At 71.3% G+C, this 19,142-nt stretch carries 16 protein-coding genes; 2 read left to right on the top strand and 14 right to left on the bottom strand.

All coding sequences use genetic code 11. The features are described 5' to 3' along the window. Nucleotides 1-13: 13 nt before the first annotated feature. The 4 genes from galK to OG386_RS05290 all read right to left on the bottom strand — a co-directional run bounded on the left by galK (nucleotide 14) and on the right by OG386_RS05290 (nucleotide 4,877). On the bottom strand, nucleotides 14-1,147 hold the full coding sequence (gene galK, locus OG386_RS05275; RefSeq protein ID WP_328786987.1) for a galactokinase: 1,134 nt from the start codon (nucleotides 1,145-1,147) through the stop codon (nucleotides 14-16). Further along, complete coding sequence (galE, locus tag OG386_RS05280) at nucleotides 1,144-2,103, bottom strand: UDP-glucose 4-epimerase GalE (RefSeq protein WP_328786988.1); 960 nt, start codon at nucleotides 2,101-2,103, stop codon at nucleotides 1,144-1,146. The genes galK and galE overlap by 4 nt, the downstream gene beginning before the upstream one ends. Beyond that, nucleotides 2,100-3,149, bottom strand: coding sequence for a galactose-1-phosphate uridylyltransferase (gene galT / locus OG386_RS05285; protein ID WP_328786989.1), 1,050 nt, complete (start codon nucleotides 3,147-3,149; stop codon nucleotides 2,100-2,102). Before galT ends, galE begins: the two co-directional genes overlap by 4 nt. A 285-nt stretch (nucleotides 3,150-3,434) precedes the next feature. Beyond that, nucleotides 3,435-4,877: a serine/threonine-protein kinase gene (locus tag OG386_RS05290; RefSeq protein ID WP_328786990.1), complete on the bottom strand. Its 1,443-nt coding sequence runs from the start codon at nucleotides 4,875-4,877 to the stop codon at nucleotides 3,435-3,437. Nucleotides 4,878-5,205: 328 nt separating this feature from the next. On the opposite strand from OG386_RS05290, the gene OG386_RS05295 reads away from it, so the two are divergent. After that, nucleotides 5,206-5,883, top strand: coding sequence for a response regulator transcription factor (locus OG386_RS05295; protein ID WP_328786991.1), 678 nt, complete (start codon nucleotides 5,206-5,208; stop codon nucleotides 5,881-5,883). 37 nt (nucleotides 5,884-5,920) lie between these two features. On the opposite strand, the gene OG386_RS05300 is transcribed toward OG386_RS05295, so the two are convergent. The 5 genes from OG386_RS05300 to OG386_RS05320 form a co-directional block, all read right to left on the bottom strand. Next, complete coding sequence (locus OG386_RS05300) at nucleotides 5,921-6,730, bottom strand: DeoR/GlpR family DNA-binding transcription regulator (RefSeq protein WP_328786992.1); 810 nt, start codon at nucleotides 6,728-6,730, stop codon at nucleotides 5,921-5,923. 362 nt (nucleotides 6,731-7,092) lie between these two features. Continuing rightward, nucleotides 7,093-8,124: an ABC transporter permease gene (locus OG386_RS05305; RefSeq protein ID WP_328786993.1), complete on the bottom strand. Its 1,032-nt coding sequence runs from the start codon at nucleotides 8,122-8,124 to the stop codon at nucleotides 7,093-7,095. After that, nucleotides 8,121-9,710 carry a sugar ABC transporter ATP-binding protein gene (locus OG386_RS05310; protein ID WP_328786994.1) on the bottom strand — a complete coding sequence of 530 codons (1,590 nt, stop codon included), beginning with the start codon at nucleotides 9,708-9,710 and terminating at the stop codon, nucleotides 8,121-8,123. The genes OG386_RS05305 and OG386_RS05310 overlap by 4 nt, the downstream gene beginning before the upstream one ends. A gap of 136 nt (nucleotides 9,711-9,846) precedes the next feature. Beyond that, nucleotides 9,847-10,896, bottom strand: coding sequence for a substrate-binding domain-containing protein (locus OG386_RS05315; protein WP_328786995.1), 1,050 nt, complete (start codon nucleotides 10,894-10,896; stop codon nucleotides 9,847-9,849). 449 nt (nucleotides 10,897-11,345) lie between these two features. Then, nucleotides 11,346-12,935, bottom strand: a complete 1,590-nt coding sequence (locus tag OG386_RS05320; protein ID WP_328786996.1) for a ricin-type beta-trefoil lectin domain protein — start codon at nucleotides 12,933-12,935, stop codon at nucleotides 11,346-11,348. A gap of 709 nt (nucleotides 12,936-13,644) precedes the next feature. Here OG386_RS05320 and OG386_RS05325 point away from each other — a divergent pair. After that, nucleotides 13,645-14,538 (top strand): peptidoglycan-binding domain-containing protein, encoded by an 894-nt coding sequence (locus OG386_RS05325; protein WP_328786997.1) that lies wholly within the window; start codon nucleotides 13,645-13,647, stop codon nucleotides 14,536-14,538. Between the two features lie 45 nt (nucleotides 14,539-14,583). On the opposite strand, the gene dgoD is transcribed toward OG386_RS05325, so the two are convergent. The 5 genes from dgoD to OG386_RS05350 all read right to left on the bottom strand — a co-directional run bounded on the left by dgoD (nucleotide 14,584) and on the right by OG386_RS05350 (nucleotide 19,091). Beyond that, nucleotides 14,584-15,729: a galactonate dehydratase gene (dgoD, locus tag OG386_RS05330; protein ID WP_052874720.1), complete on the bottom strand. Its 1,146-nt coding sequence runs from the start codon at nucleotides 15,727-15,729 to the stop codon at nucleotides 14,584-14,586. Then, nucleotides 15,726-16,478 (bottom strand): SDR family NAD(P)-dependent oxidoreductase, encoded by a 753-nt coding sequence (locus OG386_RS05335; protein ID WP_328786998.1) that lies wholly within the window; start codon nucleotides 16,476-16,478, stop codon nucleotides 15,726-15,728. The genes dgoD and OG386_RS05335 overlap by 4 nt, the downstream gene beginning before the upstream one ends. Nucleotides 16,479-16,558: 80 nt before the next feature. Next, the gene (locus tag OG386_RS05340) at nucleotides 16,559-17,503 is read right to left on the bottom strand and encodes a sugar kinase (protein WP_328786999.1); all 945 of its coding nucleotides are present in this window, start codon (nucleotides 17,501-17,503) and stop codon (nucleotides 16,559-16,561) included. After that, the gene (locus OG386_RS05345) at nucleotides 17,500-18,132 is read right to left on the bottom strand and encodes a bifunctional 4-hydroxy-2-oxoglutarate aldolase/2-dehydro-3-deoxy-phosphogluconate aldolase (RefSeq protein WP_328787000.1); all 633 of its coding nucleotides are present in this window, start codon (nucleotides 18,130-18,132) and stop codon (nucleotides 17,500-17,502) included. The genes OG386_RS05340 and OG386_RS05345 overlap by 4 nt, the downstream gene beginning before the upstream one ends. Next, nucleotides 18,129-19,091, bottom strand: coding sequence for an SMP-30/gluconolactonase/LRE family protein (locus OG386_RS05350; protein ID WP_328787001.1), 963 nt, complete (start codon nucleotides 19,089-19,091; stop codon nucleotides 18,129-18,131). Before OG386_RS05350 ends, OG386_RS05345 begins: the two co-directional genes overlap by 4 nt. Between the last annotated feature and the right edge of the window lie 51 nt (nucleotides 19,092-19,142).

The raw sequence follows: 19,142 nt of genomic DNA on the forward strand, positions 1-19,142 counted from the left end.
CCTCACCGTGTTCTCACACAATGCGCCGGGCGCCGTCGGCCGGGGAGACCGGGAACAGGTGCGGAGCCTGGTACCCGGCCGTACGGAACGCGGTGGTGACAGCGGCGCCGATCGCTTCCACCCGGTCCTCCTCCGCCAGCACGATGACGGACCCGCCGAAACCGCCACCGGTCATGCGCGCACCGAGAGCTCCGTACGCCAGGGCGGTGTCCACGACGAGGTCGCTCTCCGCGCAGGAGATCCGGAAGTCGTCGCGCAACGATGCGTGGCCGGCCGTGAGGATCGGTCCCAACGCCGCCAGGTGCCCGGCCCGAAGGCGGACGACGGCGTCGGTGACCCGAGCGTTCTCCGTCACCACGTGCCGGACCAGGGGCACCAGGTGGGCGGGGAGCGCTGCGGCCGCCCCGTGCAGGTCCGCGGGAGTGAGGTCGCGCAGTGCCGCCAGCCCGAGCAGCCGGGCGGCCTGCTCGCACCCGGCCCGCAGGGCCGCGTACGCGCCGTCGCCGAGGTCGTGCTTCACCCGGGTGTCGACGACCAGCAGGCTCATCCCCTGGGTCTCCGGGGCGAACGGGACCTGCTCGTGGGCGCCGGCGCGGATGTCCAGGTGCAGGGCCGAACCGGCGGTGCAACAGGCGGAGGCCAACTGGTCCATGGCCCCGCACGGCACTCCGGCGAAGCCGTTCTCCGCACGCTGGCCGATCAGCGCGAGGGCGGTCGCGCTCAAGTTCAGCCCGTAGAGGTCGTTGTAGGCGAAGGCGACCGCGCACTCGAGCGCGGCGGAGGACGAAAGACCGGCGCCGGTGGGCACCGTGCTGTCGATGTGGAGGTCGGCGCCCCCGGGCCGGTGTCCGGCTTCGCGCAACGCCCAGACGACCCCCGCCGGGTAGGCGCCCCATGTGGTGACGGCGCCGGGGGTGAGTCGCTCGACGTGGAGGTCGATGACCGGGCCGTCCCCCTGGGCGCTGTGCAGCCGCAGGCGGCCGTCCTGGCGCCTGCGCGCCGCGACCAGGGTGTGCTGGGGGATGGCGATGGGCAGGGCGAAGCCGTCGTTGTAGTCGGTGTGCTCCCCGATCAGGTTGACCCGGCCGGGCGCTGCCCAGACCCTGTCCGGGTAGGCGCCGTAGATGCGCCGGAAGGCCTCCTTCATGCGGTCACCTCACGTGCGAAGGCCCAGGCGTCGGCCACGATGGAGTCCAGGTCGGTGTGGCGGGGCCGCCAGCCGAGGCGCTCGCGCGCGCGGACCGCGGAGGCGACCAGTACCGCGGGGTCGCCGGGACGGCGGGGGCGCACGACCTCCGGGATCGTCCGGCCCGTGACCCGTCGCACGGAGTCGATCACCTCCCGGACCGTGAAGCCCTCGCCGTTGCCCAGATTGCAGATCAGGTGCTCGCCGGGACGGGCTGCCTCCAGGGCCAGCAGGTGGGCCTCGGCGAGGTCGGCGACGTGGATGTAGTCGCGTACGCAGGTGCCGTCGCGCGTGGGGTAGTCGTCGCCGTGGACGTCGATGTGCGGGCGCCGTCCCAGGGCCACTTGGAGGATGAGCGGGATGAGGTGCGACTCGGGTGCGTGGCGCTCGCCGTGGCCCGCGTGGGCGCCCGCGACGTTGAAGTACCGCAAGGACACGGCGGCCAGCCCGTGGGCGGCGGCCTCGCCGGTGATCAGGTGGTCGACGGCCAGTTTGGTCGCGCCGTAGGGGCTGGTGGGCGCGGTGCGGGCGTCGTCGGCGATCGGCAGCCGTTCGGGTTCGCCGTAGACCGCAGCGGTGGAGGAGAACACCAGGGTGCGCACGTCTGCGTGCCGCATGGCGGCCATCAGCTCCAGCGAGCCGGTCACGTTGTTGCGCCAGTACTTGTCCGGGTCGCGTACGGACTCGGCCACCTGCGAGGAGGCGGCGAAGTGCAGGACGGCGGCGTGGTCGGCGGACAGGAGGGCGGCCGCATGCCCGAGACCGCCCCGGACGAACTCGGCGCCCGCCGGAACGGCTTGGGGCGTGCCGGTCGACAGGTCGTCGAGCACCGTCACGCGGTGGCCGGCTTCGAGGAGGTGGGCCACCACCACGCTGCCGATGTAGCCGGCTCCCCCGGTCACGAGGTACCGGCTCATGACGCGACCTCGCGGAGCCGCCGGGCCGCGTCTTCCGGGGCGATGTCGTTGACGAAGGAGTCCATGCCGGATTCGACCCCGGCCAGGAACTTGAGCTTGCCCGCCGACCTGCGCACGGTGAACAGCTCCAGGTGCAGCGCCAGTTCCTGTCCGCTGGTCTTCGGAGCCTGGTGCCAGGCGGAGATGTAGGGAGTGGGGGCGGTCCGAGCCGGCTCCCCTTCCTGCCGGAACAGCCGGTCGAACCTGCGCAGCAGCTCCAGGTACATGCCGGGGAACTCGGCGCGCTCGGCCTCCGTGAGGTGGGTGAGATCGGGGACGCGGCGATGGGGGTAGAGGTGCACCTCGTACGGCCAGCGGGCGGCGTAGGGGACGAACGCCGTCCAGTACTCCCCCGCCAGCACCACGCGCGAGGTGGCGGCCCGGGCCTCGGCCAGCAGGTCCTCGAAGAGGTTCCCGCCGGTGACGGCCCGGTGCGTGTCGGCGACGGCGATCATCTTGGCGGTCCGCGGCGGGACGAAGGGAAAGGCGTAGACCTGGCCGTGCGGGTGCGCGAGGGTGACGCCGATCTCCGCGCCGCGGTTCTCGAAGCAGTACACCTGCTCGATGCCGGCGAAGGACGACAGCCGCTCGGTGCGGTCCGTCCAGGCGTCGAGTACGAGCCGGGCGCGGTCCTCGGTCAGATCGGCGAAGCTCGCGCCGTGCTCCGGAGTGAAGCACACGACTTCGCAGCGTCCGAAGCGCCCCGCCAGCGAGGGGAAGCGGTTCTCGAACACGGCCACCTCGTAGTCCGCCGCCGGTATCTCGCTGTGGCGCCCGTTCCCCGAAGGGCACAGGGGGCACGCTTCGGTCGGCGGATGGTGGACGCGCCCCTGCCGGTGCGAGGCGATCGTGACCCAGTCGCCGGTCGCCAGGTCCAGGCGCAGCTCCGGGTGACTGTCGACGGGCTCCAGCACGCGCCGGTCGATCGTGTCGCGCTCTGCGCTCTCGTCGAGGTCGAAGTAGATCAGCTCACGGCCGTCCGCGAGCTTCGTCGAGGTTCTCTTCACGGAAACGTGCCCGTCTCTCGGAGTACGGTACGGCGCTGTCGCGAGCCATACGTCGACAAGAGTAAACAGAAAACAACTAAAGTCAACGTTTGGACTTGTCGGCTCCGTGCCCGGCGGTGTGGGCTGCGGGGCGAGCCCTTCGCGGTGCGCCGCCTCAGCAGGACAAACGCGCCTCCTGCCAGGGCGGACCACGTGATGTCGAAGGTCCACCGGATCCCGTGCCCCGGACGCGCGGCGCCTCCCAGGCGCTCGCCCGCCGGGCTGACTACCGGCGTGGTCGTGGGCTCAGTCGCGCAGTTGCAGCCCTGCGACGGCGGTATCGAAGACGGGTCGGTGCCGGTCCCACTCCGCATCCGGCGCCGAGAAGTAGACGACGTACTGCGTACCGGCGGTGTCGGCGAAGGCCACCTCGACCGCGCGGAACTTGCGCACCTTGCCGTTGAAGGTGAACTCCCAGTACCCCGCCGGCCTGCCGTGGACGGTGCTCGCCGTCATCCGCACGCGCTCGTAGCCCGGATTGTCACGGCGCGTCTGCTCCTCCTCGGTCGTACGCCAGTGTTCCAGCGCGTCGGCGCCCGCGAAGGCGTCGGCCTTGACGCGCAGCCCGAGGAGGCCCGACGGATCGATGAAGGCGATTTCTCCTCCCGCCAGCTCGTCGCGGCGCCAGCCGGCGGGCACCGGCAAGGTGAGCCCGCCCCCGTCCTGGAAGCGGTAGCCCTCGGGGGGCGACGGCGCTGCCGTGCTGCCACGACCGCCCGAACGGGAAGCGGACCCGTCGCCGAAGAGCGTGCCGGGCCACAGCAGTACCGCGGTCACGGCACACGCCGCAGCCATTGCCGCCGCGGCGGACCACACGAGGCCCCGGCGTACGCGCCGGGCGGGACGGGCGGCCCGGTGGAGCGGGGTGGACGACGTGCCGTGACCGGCGGACCCACCCTCCGCCGCGCGGCGCAGGAGTCGCTCCGCCTCGGCCAGGCCGGTCCGCTGCTCCGGCTCCTTCACGAGCAGCCCGTCGATCAGGGGCGCGAGGGTGCTCCCGCCGGCCAGCGGCGCGTGCGGGTCGCTGACGACGGCGTACGCCGTCTCGATCGGCGCTTCCCGGTCGAAGGGATGACGACCCTCGACGGCCCGGTAGAGCGTGACGCCGAGGGACCAGAGGTCGCCGGCGGCCCCGGCGTCGCCGCCGCGCAGGCGTTCCGGAGCGAGGTAGGCGAGGGAACCGACCAGTTCGCCGGTCCTGGTGAGCGTCTCGGTGCCGCTCACGGCGGCGATGCCGAAGTCGGTGAGGACGATCCGGCCGTCGTGCCCCAGCAGGATGTTGGCCGGCTTGACGTCGCGGTGCCACACCCCCATGTCGTGGGCCGCGCGCAGCGCCTCGACGACGGCGAGGCCGATCCGGGCGGTCTCGGCCGTCGGGAGCGCACCCCGCTGCTCCAGCGCTTCCTCCAGGGTGATCGAGGGCACGTACTCCATCACGATGCACGGCAGGCCCTCGTCCTCGACCGCGTCGTGCACCACGATCACATGGGGGTGGGCGATCCGGGCCGCACTGCGCGCCTCGCGGCGGGTGCGTTCGTGGAGCGTGCGGAGCGTGTCGTCCGGCACGTGCGGGGGGACGTGGAGCACCTTCACCGCCACCTGCCGGCCGAGGAGCTCGTCCTCGGCACGCCAGACGGTTCCCATGCCGCCGCGGCCGACTCGCTGCACCAACCGGTAGCGGCCGGCCACGAGCCGTCCTTGTTCCGACACTGTCGCTCTTCCCCGCTTTCCTGTGCGCGCCCGTATGGCGGACCATAACGCCACGCCGTATATGCGGCCAAGAGGTATCGAGAAATAGATTGCACCGCGGCCCGACGCTCCAACTGGCTTGCAGCGTAATGCATTTCAGGTCGGCTACTCACTCACACAATTGCTTGACACCCGCCTGGTGCATGGTCAAACTTAGGACACCCCGTCACATGAGCGTAGAAATGCCACTTTGGCTCGGAACGTTTTCGGGGCGCCGGCGCGCATGGCGCCGGATCAATACGGGTGAAGGCGGACGATGGGCGGGGCCATGACCTCCGTACTACTGGTCGAGGCCGACGCGCTGTCACGCGAGGCCACATCCCTCGCCCTCCGGCGCTACGGGTACGAGGTCCACGCGGCCGTCGACGGCGACGACGGGCTGGCCCGCTTCCGGGAACTACGCCCTGACGTCGCCGTCGTGGACGTCGCCCTGCCCGGCCTCGACGGGGTCAGCCTGCTGCAGCGCATCCGCGCCGAGAGCCGCACGCCCGTGCTGCTGATCTCCGCGCGGACCGATCCCGTGGACGTCGTACTGGGTCTTGAGGCGGGCGCCGACGACTACGTCACGAAGCCGTTGGACCTGCCGGTCCTCGTGGCACGGATCCGGTGCGCGCTGCGTCGCACCGCCGATGGCCCGGCGTCGCCGACATCGCCTTGGACGTCGGCGACGGACTTCGGTGACCTGCGGATCGACCCGGCAGGCCTGACGGTGCGGCGCTCCGGCCGCCTGCTCGACCTCACGCCCACCGAACTCAAACTCGTCCTCGCCTTCACAGCGCAACCCGGCGTGGTCCTGTCACGGACCGCACTGCTGGAGCAGGTGTGGAGCGCGCCGTGGAGCGGCGACAACAGGATCGTCGACGTGCACGTGCAGCGGTTACGCCACAAGATCGGCCAGGAGCGCATCGTCACCGTCCGCGGTTTCGGCTACCGCTTCGAGCCCTGACGGGCGATGTCACCGGCACGGGTGCGCCGCTCGTCCCTCACGTCCCCTGAGTCTCCGCCAGGATCAGCCGGCCGACCTGTTCGCCGAGGACGGTCCGCGCCTGCTCGGCGAGTCCGTCGTCGGACACGAAATAGTCGATCTCGGACAGGTCGGCGAACCGGCTCAGCCCGACGACGCCCCACTTGCTGTGATCGGCCACAACGGCCAGCCGGGTCGCGGCGGAGATCAGAGTCCGGTTGGTCTGCGCCTCCGCGAGGTTGGGGGTGGTCACCCCGGCCCGCTCGGAGACGCCGTGCGCGCCGACGATGACCAGGTCGACCTGGAGCGATCGGATCGCCTGATCCGCCAACGGACCCACCAGGGAGGCGGACTTGGTGGGGGCTCCACCCGTGACCAGCAGGGTCGGGGCCGCGGAGCCGTCCTCCGTCCCGAACGACCGCAGCAGCTCCGCGACGGGCAGGGAGTTGGTCACCACGGTCAGGTTCGCGATGTCGCGCAGACGGTGGGCGACGGCGTAGGTCGTCGTCCCGCCGGAGATCGCCACGACACTTCCGGGCTGGACCAGCTGGGCGGCCGCTTCGGCGACCGCGGCCTTCGCCGCCGACTTGAGGGTGGACTTGGTCTCGAACCCGGGCTCGTCGCACGTGGTGCCCGAGGTGCTCACCGCCCCGCCGTGCACCTTCTCGACCGACCCGGCCCTCGCGAGCACGTCCAGGTCGCGGCGGATGGTCATGTCGGACACCCCGAGCTGCTCCACGAGCGCGGCAACGCGCACCGCCCCCTTGCGGCGCACGGTATCGAGGATGACTTCTCGCCGCTGGGCCGCCAGCGGTGCCGAATCCGTCACAGTCCCACCCAATGATCTCTAGCGAATTCCAGACAGAGATCAATTGTACACTGCATCCAATAAGGATGGGCAAGGGGTTCCCCAGGACCTTCGCCGAACTTTCGTACCGAAGGGCGGATTTGCCGGTTGCGTATCCGGTGGGCATCCCCGGTGACCGTCCCATCTCTTTATGCCCGTGCGGGCACTTACGACGAATATCGGCGGTGCGTACCGAACGAAAAACCTCTCCCCGATCCTCCTCGGCTTCCGTGTGATTGATCGTGTTTCAGGTCGGAGGACTGTTTCGCCCGATAAGGCCCGCCCCTGCCAGGGGCGGGCCTTGTCGGGCCGACCGCGCCGTACTACCGTCGTGCGCGCCCGGGTCAGTGGGGCAGGCCGACGGCCCGTTCACCGCTTCGGCGCTGCTGGATGACGACGGCGGCGACGAGGAGGGCGCCCTGGGCGACGTTCTGCCAGAAGGTGTTGATGCCCTCGACGGTCAGGCCGTTCTCCAGCGCGCCGAGCAGCGCCACGGCCAGGAGCGTGCCACCGATCCCGCCCTTGCCGCCCTTGAGCGCACAGCCACCCAGCGCCGCCGCCGTGATGGCCTTGAGTTCGAGGCCCTCGCTTCCCGAGACGGGCTGCCCCGAGCCGGTCCGCGCGGTGAGCAGGATGCCCGCGACCGCCGCGACCACACCGATGAGCGCGTAGACGGCCACCAGGTACTTGTTGATGTTGATGCCGGCCAGTCGCGCCGCGGTGTCGTTGCCGCCGATCGCGTAGATGTTGCGGCCGATGTCCGTGTACTTCAGCATGACGTGCACCGCCAGCGCCACGATCACCAGGATCCAGATCATCACCGGTACCCCGGCGATCTTTCCCCGGCCGAGGAACACGAAGAAGGGGTCGTTGAGTACGTAGCCCTGCGCGCGGCCGCCGGAGACGAGCTGGGCCACGCCCTTGTAGGCGGCCAGGCCCGCGAGCGTGGCGATGGTGGGGTTGACCCGGCCGTAGACGATGGCCACTCCGTTGACCACACCGACGAGGATGCCGATTCCGATCGCGGCGGCCATCCCGAGGTAGGGGTTGGATCCGCCGGACGTGAAGACCATGGCGCTCACGACGGATGCCAGGCCGGCCTGGGAGCCGACGGATATGTCGAGGCCTCCGCAGATGATCACGACGGTCTGCACGATGGCGAGCAGGCCGGTGATCGTCGCCGCCTCGCCGATGACCTGGATGTTGGCGAGACTGAGGTAGTTGTCGTTCAGGAACCCGAACAGGGCCAGGACGAGGACGAGGGCGCCGATCAGGCTGAGGTTCTGCCCTCCGAGCGAGGAGAGCAGAGCTCCCGCCGTCTTCCGCGCCGGGGCGGGGAGGCTCTCGGTGGTGGCCGGCGTCTGGGTGGTGGTCATCGAGCGTCTCCATCGGCGGAGTCAGTGAGCGGTCGGTCGGATGCGACGGAGGCGAGGTCGTCGGCCATGGCGAGGTTGAGGATGGCTTCCTCCGTGGCTTGCGACCGGTCGAGTTCGCCGGTGATGCGACCGTTCTGCATCACGACGATCCGGTCGGCGAGCCCCAGGACCTCGGGGAGTTCGGAGGAGATCACCAGCAGGGCGACCCCCTCGCGGGCGAGGTCGGCGATGATGCGGTAGATCTCGGCCTTGGCTCCGATGTCGATCCCGCGCGTCGGCTCGTCCAGGATCAGGACCTTGGGCTTGCGCAGCAGCCAGCGGGCGAGCACGACCTTCTGCTGGTTGCCGCCCGACAGTTTGCGCACCTCGTGTTCGATCGAGGGGGTGCGCACCCGCAGCCGGTCGGAGAAGTCCTGCGCCACCGCCTTTTCCTGGCGGCTCTGGACGAAGCGCCAGCGGCGCAGGCGCTCCAGGCTCACCAGGGAGGTGTTGTCCCGGATCGAACGGTGGAGGAACAGCGCCTGGGCCTTGCGCTCCTCGGGGGCGAGTCCGATGCTCGCGCGGATCGCGTCCCGGGGGCTGCGCAGACGCAGGGGGCGGCCGTTGACGGAGACACGACCCGATCGGATGGGCCGGTCACCGGCGAGGGCGAGAGCCAGCTCGGACCGCCCGGCTCCCATGAGCCCGGCGAGGGCGACGACCTCTCCGGCGCGGACCTGGAGGTCGATCTCGCTGACGTCGTCCGTGGTGACGCCTTCCAATTGGAGGACCACTTCGTCGCGGGCGACGTCCTGTCGCACGAACAGGGAGGACAGGTCACGGCCCACCATCAGGCGGACGACCTCCCCCTCGCTGGTGTTGCGGGCCTCCAGCACGCCGGCGACGGTGCCGTCGCGCAGGACGGCGATGCGGTCGGCGAGGCGGAAGATCTCCTTCATGCGGTGGGAGACGTAGATGACGGCGATGCCCTGGTCCCTGAGCCGGTCGATCAGGCCGAAGAGGGCTTCGACCTCGTTCTCGGAGAGGGAGGAGGTGGGCTCGTCGAAGGCGATGACCTTGGCCTCGCCGGTCAGTGCCCGCAGGATCTCCACCAACTGGCGTTGTGCGGGGGTGAGTTCGGATCCCAGTTGATCGGGGTGGATGACCTTCTCGAATCCGAGCCGGGCCAGGTCCGCGGTGATGCGGCGGCGCAGCTCCGCCCGGTCGAGGCGGCGCAGGGCGGTGCGCGGCAGGGCCCCCGCGTACACGTTCTCGGCGACCGAGACGTGCGGGATGATCTCGGGCTCCTGAGGGATGATGCGGATCCCGGCCTTGTGGGCGTCGTGCGGTGACGACAGGGTCCGCGGGCGCCCGTCCCAGAGGATGCTCCCCTCGGTGGGCTGGTGGTCACCGGTGAGGATCTTCAGCAGGGTCGACTTGCCGGCGCCGTTCTCCCCCATGAGGGCGGTCACCCGACCCCGGGGGAAGGCGAGCGTGACGCCGCTGAGCGCCTGTACCGCACCGAACCGTTTGGTGATGTTCTCGACGGAGATCTCTTCGCCGGGGTCCCGGGCGGGGGCGGGTGGCTCTGTACCGGCTGTGGTCATGGGGGCCTCGCAAGCTGGGGTTACGTGGGGCGTTCGTGCCGGCGACGCTGCTGGGCGGCGGCGGTGGTGGTCTGGACGGGTGGCGGGTACGGCCGCCGCTGCGGCGGCCGTACCCGTCCTGGCCGCGGGCGCGGGCTCAGCCGCAGGTGACTCCCGCGTCCTTCCAGTTGGAGGCGTCGACCATCTTGGTCGGGGCGAAGGCTTCCTTCGGGAAGTCCTTGCCGTTCTTGAGCTTGTCGAAGATGGTCTGCACCGCCAGGGCGCCGACGTCCTTGCCGTTGATGAAGAGCGCGGCCTTCATCCCGGACGGCTTGCCGGAGCTCCAGTTCTTGCAGGCGAGGTAGGCGCCGAGGCCGACGCCGATCACGTTGTCGGCCGTGAAGCCGGCGTTCTCCAGGGCGGTGACCCCGCCCTGGACGTTCTCGTCGTTGCAGCCCCAGACCACCCAGTGCTTCACGGAGGCGTTGGCGGTGATCGTCGCGGCGATCTTGTCCTGGGCGCCCGTGGGGGAGTTGTCCGTCGGCACGTCGATGTTCTGCACCGGCGCGCCCGCGGCCTCCGCGAACGCCTTCTTCGAGGCGTTGACACGGTCGGTGCACACGGTGACGTCCTGCTTCCAGGCCGATATGGTCCGCGTCTCCGCCGGGTTCCAGCCGGCCTTCTTGAACTCCTCGGCGGCCCGCTTGCCGACCTCGCCGCCCATCTGCTCACCGCTGAAGCCGATGCGGGGCACCAGGTCGTCGGCGCCGCAGGCGGAGGGGTCCGGGCCGGTGCTGCAGATCTGGTCGTCCGAGGTCAGGAGGGCCACCTTGCCGGTCTTCGCCAGCTGTACGACCTGCGGGCCCACGGCCGGGTCGGGAACGACCACGATCAGCCCGTTGCTCTTCTGCGAGATGGCCGCCTGGGCCTCGCTCACCGTCTTGTTCGCGTCGTTGCCCAGGTTCACCACCTTCAGGTCGATACCGAGCTCACTCGCCTTCGCCTTCGCGCCGGCGGCCTCGCCGATGAAGTACTCCTGGTCGCCCTGCTTCTGCAGATAGGTCAGGGAGATCTTCCCGTCGACCTTGCCGACGTCCGCGGTGCCGCCCGTCGTCTCCTGACCGCTGGAACACGAGGACAGGACGAGCATCGTGGCCAGGCCCAGGGCCGCGGCCGCTACCGGACGGCGGTGGTGGTGAGTGAGCATGTCGATCCCTTTGCTTGAACGGGTCGCACCGGGCGACCAGTGGGGCACGTGCGATGGGGTGGGGGTCCGGCCGCCGTCGTGAGCGCCGCCCGGGGCTACAGGTCCCTGGAGACTCGCAGGGAGAGGAGTCCGGCCTCGGCCGACGAGTCCCCGGCGGGGGAGCCCTCACTGGGGAATCCGCCACAGTCGGCCGTTTTCAAACTTGATGCAACAGAGAAAAGCGCCGTTTCCGCCATAAGTCAACAGCGTGAACCGAGGGTTTCGGATTGATGCACCCCTGTGACCTCCAGGGATGCCACAGCGCAGCGGGGCCTCCTCAACAGCGGCCCGCCGGGCGAGACCATCAAAGGTGCAGGGCGGGAGGCCGCCCGGCGCAGCCCGCCGCAGGCCTGGACCAGGACGGGCCCCGCTCTGTTGATTCCTATCGGAACATGTCTGAATCTGTTTGACTAATGGCTCGAGGGTGATTGCCCGGTGGGCTCGTTCCAGCGCTGCTCGGCCGCCGGGCCCGTGCGGCCGAAGGTGACGGGTGCTCCGGGCTCACCACTCCCGGACGTCACGGCGTAGCCGGGTGCGATCCGAGGCTTGATGCGTCCTGTCGCATCGGTGGAGAACACCAGGTTGTTCCCCTCGGCCCCGCCGATTGCCGAGCACGACCAGATGCCCACGCCGTCCCCCGCGGAACCGCGTGCGTCCATGCAGTAGCTCGGATTGGCGGCATTGCGAAGGAGTCCCCTTTCGTCCAGGCGCCACTGCTGGACCGGCGCTCCGGCACGGCAGCGTGCGGTGATCACGTCGACACCGTTGGCAAAGGTGCCGCCGCGGACGTCCAGGCACAGACCGGTGGCGGAATTGACGGCCGGAACGAACGACGAGGCCCTGAAGGGTTGAACAGGATCGGCCGTCGCAGCCTCCGTGCCCGGTGTGGGGCTGGGCGTGGGCCCGTCACTGGGCGACGGGCCCGTCGCGGACGGCGACGCGCTGGGGGAACGAGTGGGTGAGGCGGATGCGGAGGGCCGCGACCTGCTCGCCGACGGGGCCGGCGCCCCCGCGCCGGCCTCGACGTGCACTCGCGGTGGCTGCCCCTGAGCCGTGGCGGGCGCTTCGGGCCCCCAGGCCGTCGGGACGACGACGGCCAGCGCCGTCGTCGTGATCAGGGCCGCCGCGACAGCCAGGGAAATCCGCCCGGCCGGCCTCCGTACGAAGAAGGACGGTTTCCGGTCGCCAGCGGTCGGCTCCGACCCGCCCGTGACCCCCGTCGCGGTCATGACCGGGAGGGACAGCGTGTCCTCGGTGTCCGAGTCCTGGTCCGTACGGGTCGCCGCGGAGAGGTAGAGCGGGCCGGCAGGACCCAGCAGGGAGCCGGCCAGCAACGGGCCAGGGGTGTCGCAGAGGGCGACCAGGCCACGCAGAGCGGCCGCGCACCCGGGGCATCCGTCGACATGGCGCGTCAGGTCGGGGTTCTCCCGCACGTCGGCGCGCCCCGCGGCGGCGTCCAGCATGCGTGCGTACGCGGGACAGTGCGGGGTCGGTCGCGCCTGAAGGTGGACGCGCAGGAAGGCGTCACGGCACGCGACCAATGCCCGGTGAGCCAGGTCCGGTACGACCTCGGGCCGATCGCCGGTAATCGTCGCGACATCCTCGTCCGGCTCCCTTTCGACCACGGAGTGCCACAGGACGGACTGCGTGCGCGGCGACAGGGTGACGAATCCCTTGCGGACGAACGACTGGAGCCCCGGGTCCAGCGGAACGGATCCCGCCCCGGAGGGCCCGGGCGGTGCGGGGGATGCGGACGCGGACACCAGCGCCAGCAACGCCAGGCGAGGGGGCTGGTCCAGGGCGTCGGTCGTGGCGGCCAGCCGGTCGAGGAACTGCTCCGTCGCGCGGTCCGCGGCGCGCCGGGCCGCCAGCAGGTCGCCGCAGACCGTTCGCGCGAAGGCGGAGACCCTCGGGCCATGGCGTCCGCGCAACTCGGTCTCGGCCGACGGGGCAGCCGGGTCCGCGGTGCGGATGGTGTCACACAGTTGTTGGTCGGTCATTCGACCCACAACAGAGGGATGGTTCGTCGACACGTGGGACATCCTGGGTGGGAGGGAAAGTCGCCCTATTGTTCAGGACACGACATGCCCGTCGATAGTTCTTTCCAGCGAGAATTCCAGAAACGTCCTCGAAAATGCGGACGTGTTTTAATCCGGGCAGGGCGAGCCACCGGAATTCTCCCTGCACGGAGAGGTCCGGTCTCGATTTCGCCCGCCGTCGGCGGATAGCGCACGGTCGCCACCGGGGAGAGCCCTCCGGTCGGCGCGCCTCGACAAGGGCAGCCGCAACACCCTTGCACCGAACAGAATCAGACACACGCGCAAGGAAGTCAACACCGAAGATCTTGCACGATCGGCCCCGGTACCCGCCGATCACCCAAGGCGGACATAGGAGGTGCCGACCCGCCCTGTTGACAGAAGTTCGAACAGTTCAAGACATCGGCACGGCGTGCACTTCCAGGGAGAGGGCCCTGGGCAGCACCGGGTCGGACGTTTAGCCGATCGTTATCAACTGGGCCCCGACTGGACTGGATTCAAGAGCTCCGCACGCAGTAGATTCACCGTTCACTCCCTCCTTCACCCCACGGTTGTCCCGCAGCGGACGACCATCAGGACACCCTCGACATACGGGCCCGGCAATTCAAGAGCGGTACGACGTGGCACGCCGATGGCCCATTCTGCATTAACCGGAACAGCCGACTGGAGTTTGGTGAGCACCCCTTTCTGCCCCCGATGCGGTGACCTCTTGCGCTGCGCCTGCGGCATCGCGCACCACGACGCGAGCGCAGGCCGGACCGCTGCCCCGGCACAGTTCGACCGCGACTGGGTCAGGCCGTACATCGCCCCGCACGAGCCCGCGCCGGGGGGCGCACCGAGCACCATGGACACCGCCACGGTGTCGTGGGTCGCGGCGCAGGCCGCGTACGAGAGCGGCCCACCGCCCGGCGGTGACGTCGGCCAGCCCATTGTCATGAGCAGGCCGGCGGGTCACCGGGCGCACCGGCCCGCGAAGCAGCGTCGGCCGCTGCGCGTCACCGCGGCCCTGGCCACCCTGATCGGCTCCGCGGCCATCGCGGGTACGTACGCCTTCGCCCGGAGCCAGGACAGCGGGGAGGCGACGGCGCAGGCCCCCGCGAGCCGGCTCGACGTACTCGACGGGGAGGACGAACCGGGCACGTCGCCCGAGGCGTCCCGGTCCCCCGGACCGCTCCCGAGCCCTCCCCGGCGCACCCCGCCGACGACCGGGAACAGCCCGGCGCGTACACCGTCCGCGCCCGCCATGGGCACATCCGCCGGTGCTTACGCAGCACCGGCCGCCGGACAGCAATCCGGCAGTCCGAGCACCGTGCCGCCCTCCCCCGCGCCGCCGACGGCGCCCGTGGACAAGCCGACGCTGCGCCGGCACGACACGGGCCCCCAGGTCGTCGATCTGCAGCGGCGCCTCGGGCAGCTGAGGTTGTGGGCCCTGCCCCAGCGGGGCCGTTTCGACCGGCACCTCGACAACGCGGTGCGGTACTTCCAGGCGAAGTACGGCGTCCGTGGCGACCCGCAGGGGGTCTACGGCCCGGCCACTCGGCGGCGGCTGGAGTCCTTGACCTCCTGACGCCGGGCCCGCTGCCGTGCCCGTACCGCGCGGGGGCTCAACGCGTCACCATTCGGCGAGGGAGCCGTCGCCCCGTCGCCACACCGGGTTGCGCCAGCGATGGCCCGTCTCGGCGGCGCGTTCGACGGCCTTCTCGTCGACGTCGATGCCCAGCCCCGGTGCGGTGAGCAGGGCGACGTGGCCGTCCTCGTAGCGGAAGACGGACCGGTCGGTGAGGTAGTCCAGCAGGTCCGACCCGGCGTTGTAGTGGATCCCGAGGCTCTGCTCCTGGATCAGCAGGTTGGGTGTCGCGAAGCCGACCTGGAGGCAGGCGGCCAGCGCGATCGGGCCGAGCGGGCAGTGCGGCGCCAGGGAAACGTCGTGGGCCTCCGCCATCGCCGCGATGCGCCGCACCTCCGAGATCCCACCGGCGTGCGAGAGGTCGGGCTGGGCCACGGCGATCCCCTGCTGGAGCACCGGCTTGAAGTCCCAACGGGAGTAGAGCCGTTCTCCGGTGGCGATGGGGATGCTGGTGGAGCGCACGACCTCGCCGATGTGGGCGCTCATCTCGGGAACCACCGGTTCCTCGACGAAGAACGGCAGGTACGGCTCCAGGAGGGGAAGCACCCGCCGCGCCATGGGGAGGGTGAGGCGGCCGTGGAAGTCCACGGCGATGTCGAAGCCGTCGCCGACCTCCGCGCGGACGCTCTCCACCCGTTCGACGATGTCGCGGACGGCCCGCGGCGTATCGATCAGTTCCAGCTGGGGCGAGGCGTTCATCTTGATGGCCGTGAAGCCCTCGGCCTTGCGGGCGGCGGCCTGCTGCGCGACGTCGGTCGGTCGGTCGCCGCCGATCCAGCTGTACACCCGCGCCCGGTCGCGGACGTTGCCGCCGAGCAGCTGCCACACCGGCACACCCAGCGCCTTGCCGGCGATGTCCCACAGTGCCTGGTCGATGCCGGCGACCGCGCTGGACAGGACGGGGCCGCCGCGGTAGAAGCCGCCCTTGGTCAGGACCTGCCAGTGGTCCTCGATGCGCATCGGGTCCTGGCCCACCAGGTAGTCGGACAGTTCCTCGACGGCGGCCGCGACGGTGTGCGCACGGCCCTCGACGACGGGTTCGCCCCAGCCGGTGATGCCCTCGTCGGTGTCCACGCGCAGGAAGCACCAGCGGGGGGCGACGAGGTAGGTCCGCAGGGAGGTGATCTTCACTTGGACTCCTTCTTCACGGCCCAGCCGCCGTCCACGGTCAGGTTCGTGCCGGTGATGTACGAGGCGTCGTCGGACGCGAGGAAGGCCACGGCGGCCGCTACTTCGTCGGGGTTGCCCAGCCGTCCCAGGGCGGTGGCACGGGCGGAGAGCAGGCGGCCCTCCTCGTCCACGTCCTGCCAGTTCTCGGTGAGGATCGGGCCGGGCAGCACGGAGTTGAACCGCACGTCCGGCCCGTACTCGACCGCGAGCTGGCGGACGAGCGCACACATGCCCCCCTTCGCCGCCGCGTAGGCCGGGTAGCCCGGCAGGCTGCACAGTGCGTGCACGCTGGAGGTGGCGACGAAGGAGCCGCGGGCGGCGCGCAGGTCGTCGAGGAAGGTCCGAACGGCCAGGTAGGGCGCCTTGAGGTTGACGGCCATGTCACGGTCCCAGTCGCTGCCGGGCAGTTCGTGGGCGGGCGCGGGCGTGTGGGTGAAGGCGTTGCTGTGCACGACGGCCACCGGGCCGAACAGCAGGTGCGTGCGGACCTTCAGGCTGCGCCAGTCCTGTTCGGAGGACACGTCGCACGGCACGAACTCCGCGAGCCCCCCGTCGTCGCGGATCTTCCGCGCGAGTGCGGTGCCCGCCGCCTCGTCGATGTCGGCGAGGACGACGGCGGCCCCTTCGGCGGCCAGACGTACGGCGCTGGCTGCGCCGATGCCGGACGAGGCGCCGGTGACGACGGCGGTTCGCCCTGTGAATCGGTTCATGGCTGGTCTTTCGTGGGTGGAGTGGGTGGAGTGGGTGGGGGTGGCGTCGAGTGGTGATGGGGGCGGCCGGGACGTACCGGTCAGCGAGTGACGTCCGCTCCGTGGAGCAGGTCCAGTTCGGCGCGCCGGGGCAGGCCCTCCCAGTCGCCGGGCGAGGCCACCGCGAAGGCCCCGCACGTCGCGGCCAGCAGGAGCCGGCCCGGGAGGTCGCTGCCGTCGAGCAGTCCGGCGAGGTATCCGGCGACGAAGGCGTCGCCCGCGCCGATCGGATCCACCGGGGTGACCGGCACGATGTCCTGGACGGCCTCGCCGCCGTGCGTGACCGCAACGGCCCCTCGGGCGCCGAGCTTCAGGACCGCTTCGCGCGGGCCGAGGTCGAGCAGGGTGCGCGCCATGGTGGCGGGGTCGTCGGCCTCGGGAACGACCAGCGAGGCCTCGTCGGGACCGGCGAAGACGATGTCCGCGAGGGTGACGAGGTGGGTCAGCTCGGCCGCGGCCTCCTCCCGGTTCCACAGCCGGGCCCGGTAGTTGAGGTCCAGGCTGACGGTGACGCCGACGGTACGGGCCAGGTCGACGGCTCGCCGTACGGCCGCCCGCGGGCCGTCGCCGAGGGCCGGGGTGATGCCGGTGACGTGCAGGACCCGGGCCCGGGCGACGAGTTCCGGGTCGATGTCCTCGGGGTCGAGGCGGGCGCCCGCGAGTCCGCGCCGGTAGTAGGTGACACGGGTGTGGTCGGGTGTGCGGCGCTCGCGCAGCATGAGTCCGGTGGGTGCCGTGTCGTCGACGCGTGCGCGGGTGACGTCGACGGCCTCACCGCGCAGCCCGTCCAGGATCATCGTGCCGGCGCTGTCGGCCCCGACCCGCCCGGTCCAGGACGCCGCGTGGCCGAGGCGGCTGACGCCGATGGCGACCGTGGCCTCCGCGCCCGCGAATCCCAGACGGAGCGAGGTGCCGGAGGCGAGCGGGCCGGGCCGGTCGGCCGCCAGGACGGCCATGGTTTCCCCGAGGGTGACGAGCGCGGTCATGAGCGGATGCCGTCCAGCAGTGTGGCGGCGCGTTCCCGGAGCGCGTCCAGGTCGCCGCCCTCGCAGGCGTCCCCGATCAGCGGGCTGCCCATGCCGAGCGCGCTCGCGCCCGCGGCGAAGTAGGCGGGGGCCTGGTCGAGCTCGATTCCTCCCGTGGGGACGAGCGGGACGTGCGGCAGGGGTGCCCGGACGGCCCGCAGGTACTCCGGGCCGACGGCCGAGGCGGGGAAGAGCTTGACCATGGTGGCGCCCTCCCGCCACGCCGCCGCGATCTCGCTCGGCGTCAGGGCGCCGGGGAGCACCGGGACGCCGAGGCGGCGGGCCTCCCTGATGACGTCCGGGCAGACGGCCGGCGTGATGAGGTAGGTGGCGCCGGCTTCCACGGCGCGCATCGCGTCGGCCGGGGTCATGACGGTGCCCGCGCCGAGTGCGGTACCGGCCGGCTTGGACTCGGCGTACTCGCGCAACGCGTGCAGGACTCCCGGTGTGGTGAGGGTGAACTCCATGGCCCGGATGCCCGCTTCGTGCAGGGCGTCGGCCGTGGCGGCGAAGTGGCGGGGCGACTGGGAACGCAGGATCGCTATCACGGGTGCGACGGCGAGTGCGGGAACCAGGGGGTCGGTCGTCATGCGGAACCTCGGAGGTCGTATGAGGTGGTGGAGGGCCCGGGGAGCTGCGCCGGGTCGTCGGCGAAGGGCGTGACCGGCAGACCGGTGGCACCCGGGCGGCAGATGAAGATCCGGCCGGCGTGCGGCTGCGCCGCGAGTTGCGCGGCCGTCAGCCCGTCGGCCGCGGTGGTGATGATCAGGAGGTCCAGGTCCGGGCCGGCGAAGGCACAGCTGGACACCTGGGAGGCGGGGACCGTCACGACGGCGTGGAGTGCGCCGTCGGGGGCGTAGGCCCTGACCTGTCCCGCTCCCCACACCGCCACCCAGACCCGGCCCTCGGTGTCGACGGCCAGGCCGTCCGGCATGCCGGCCGGGCTGGTGTCGGCGAAGGGACGGCGGGCCGAGAGGGTGCCGGTGACGGGGTCGTGGTCGAAGACGTCGACACGGTGCGTCGGGCTGTCCGCGTAGTACAGCAGCCGGCCGTCGGGGCTCCAGCCGAGGCCGTTGGAGATGGTGACGGGGCTCAGCACGGTCGTCACGGTGCCGTCGGGGTCGAGGCGGTAGAGGGTGCCCGCGCCGGGGGTCGCGTCGTAGGCCATGGTGCCGGCCAGCAGCCGCCCGCTCGGGTCGCACTTGGCGTCGTTGAACCGTCGCGGCGTGCCGTCGTCGGGGACGGCGGGGGCGGCGAACTCCGTGGCCGTCCCGGCCTCGTCGATCCTCAGGAAGGACGTTCCGGCGGCCGCGAGGAGCCCGCCGGACGCGCAGGGCGCGACCGCTCCGACGGGCCGGTCGAGGCTGACGGTCGTCCTGTCCCCCAGGTCCGGCAGACCGCTGGCGTCGTCGCGGGCCACCAGAGGGGCCCGGTGGACGAGGCCCGCCGTGATGTCCACCCACAGCAGGTCCCCGCGTCCGGCGTGCCAGACGGGTCCCTCGGTCAGGCGTCCCGGCACGGGCGCGCACGGCAGTGCGGTCAGGTGCATGGTGTCGCTCCTCTCTTGTGCGACGAAACTCTAGGAGTTCTTCTAACCCAT

Source organism: Streptomyces sp. NBC_00273 (assembly GCF_036178145.1).
Classification (GTDB): domain Bacteria; phylum Actinomycetota; class Actinomycetes; order Streptomycetales; family Streptomycetaceae; genus Streptomyces.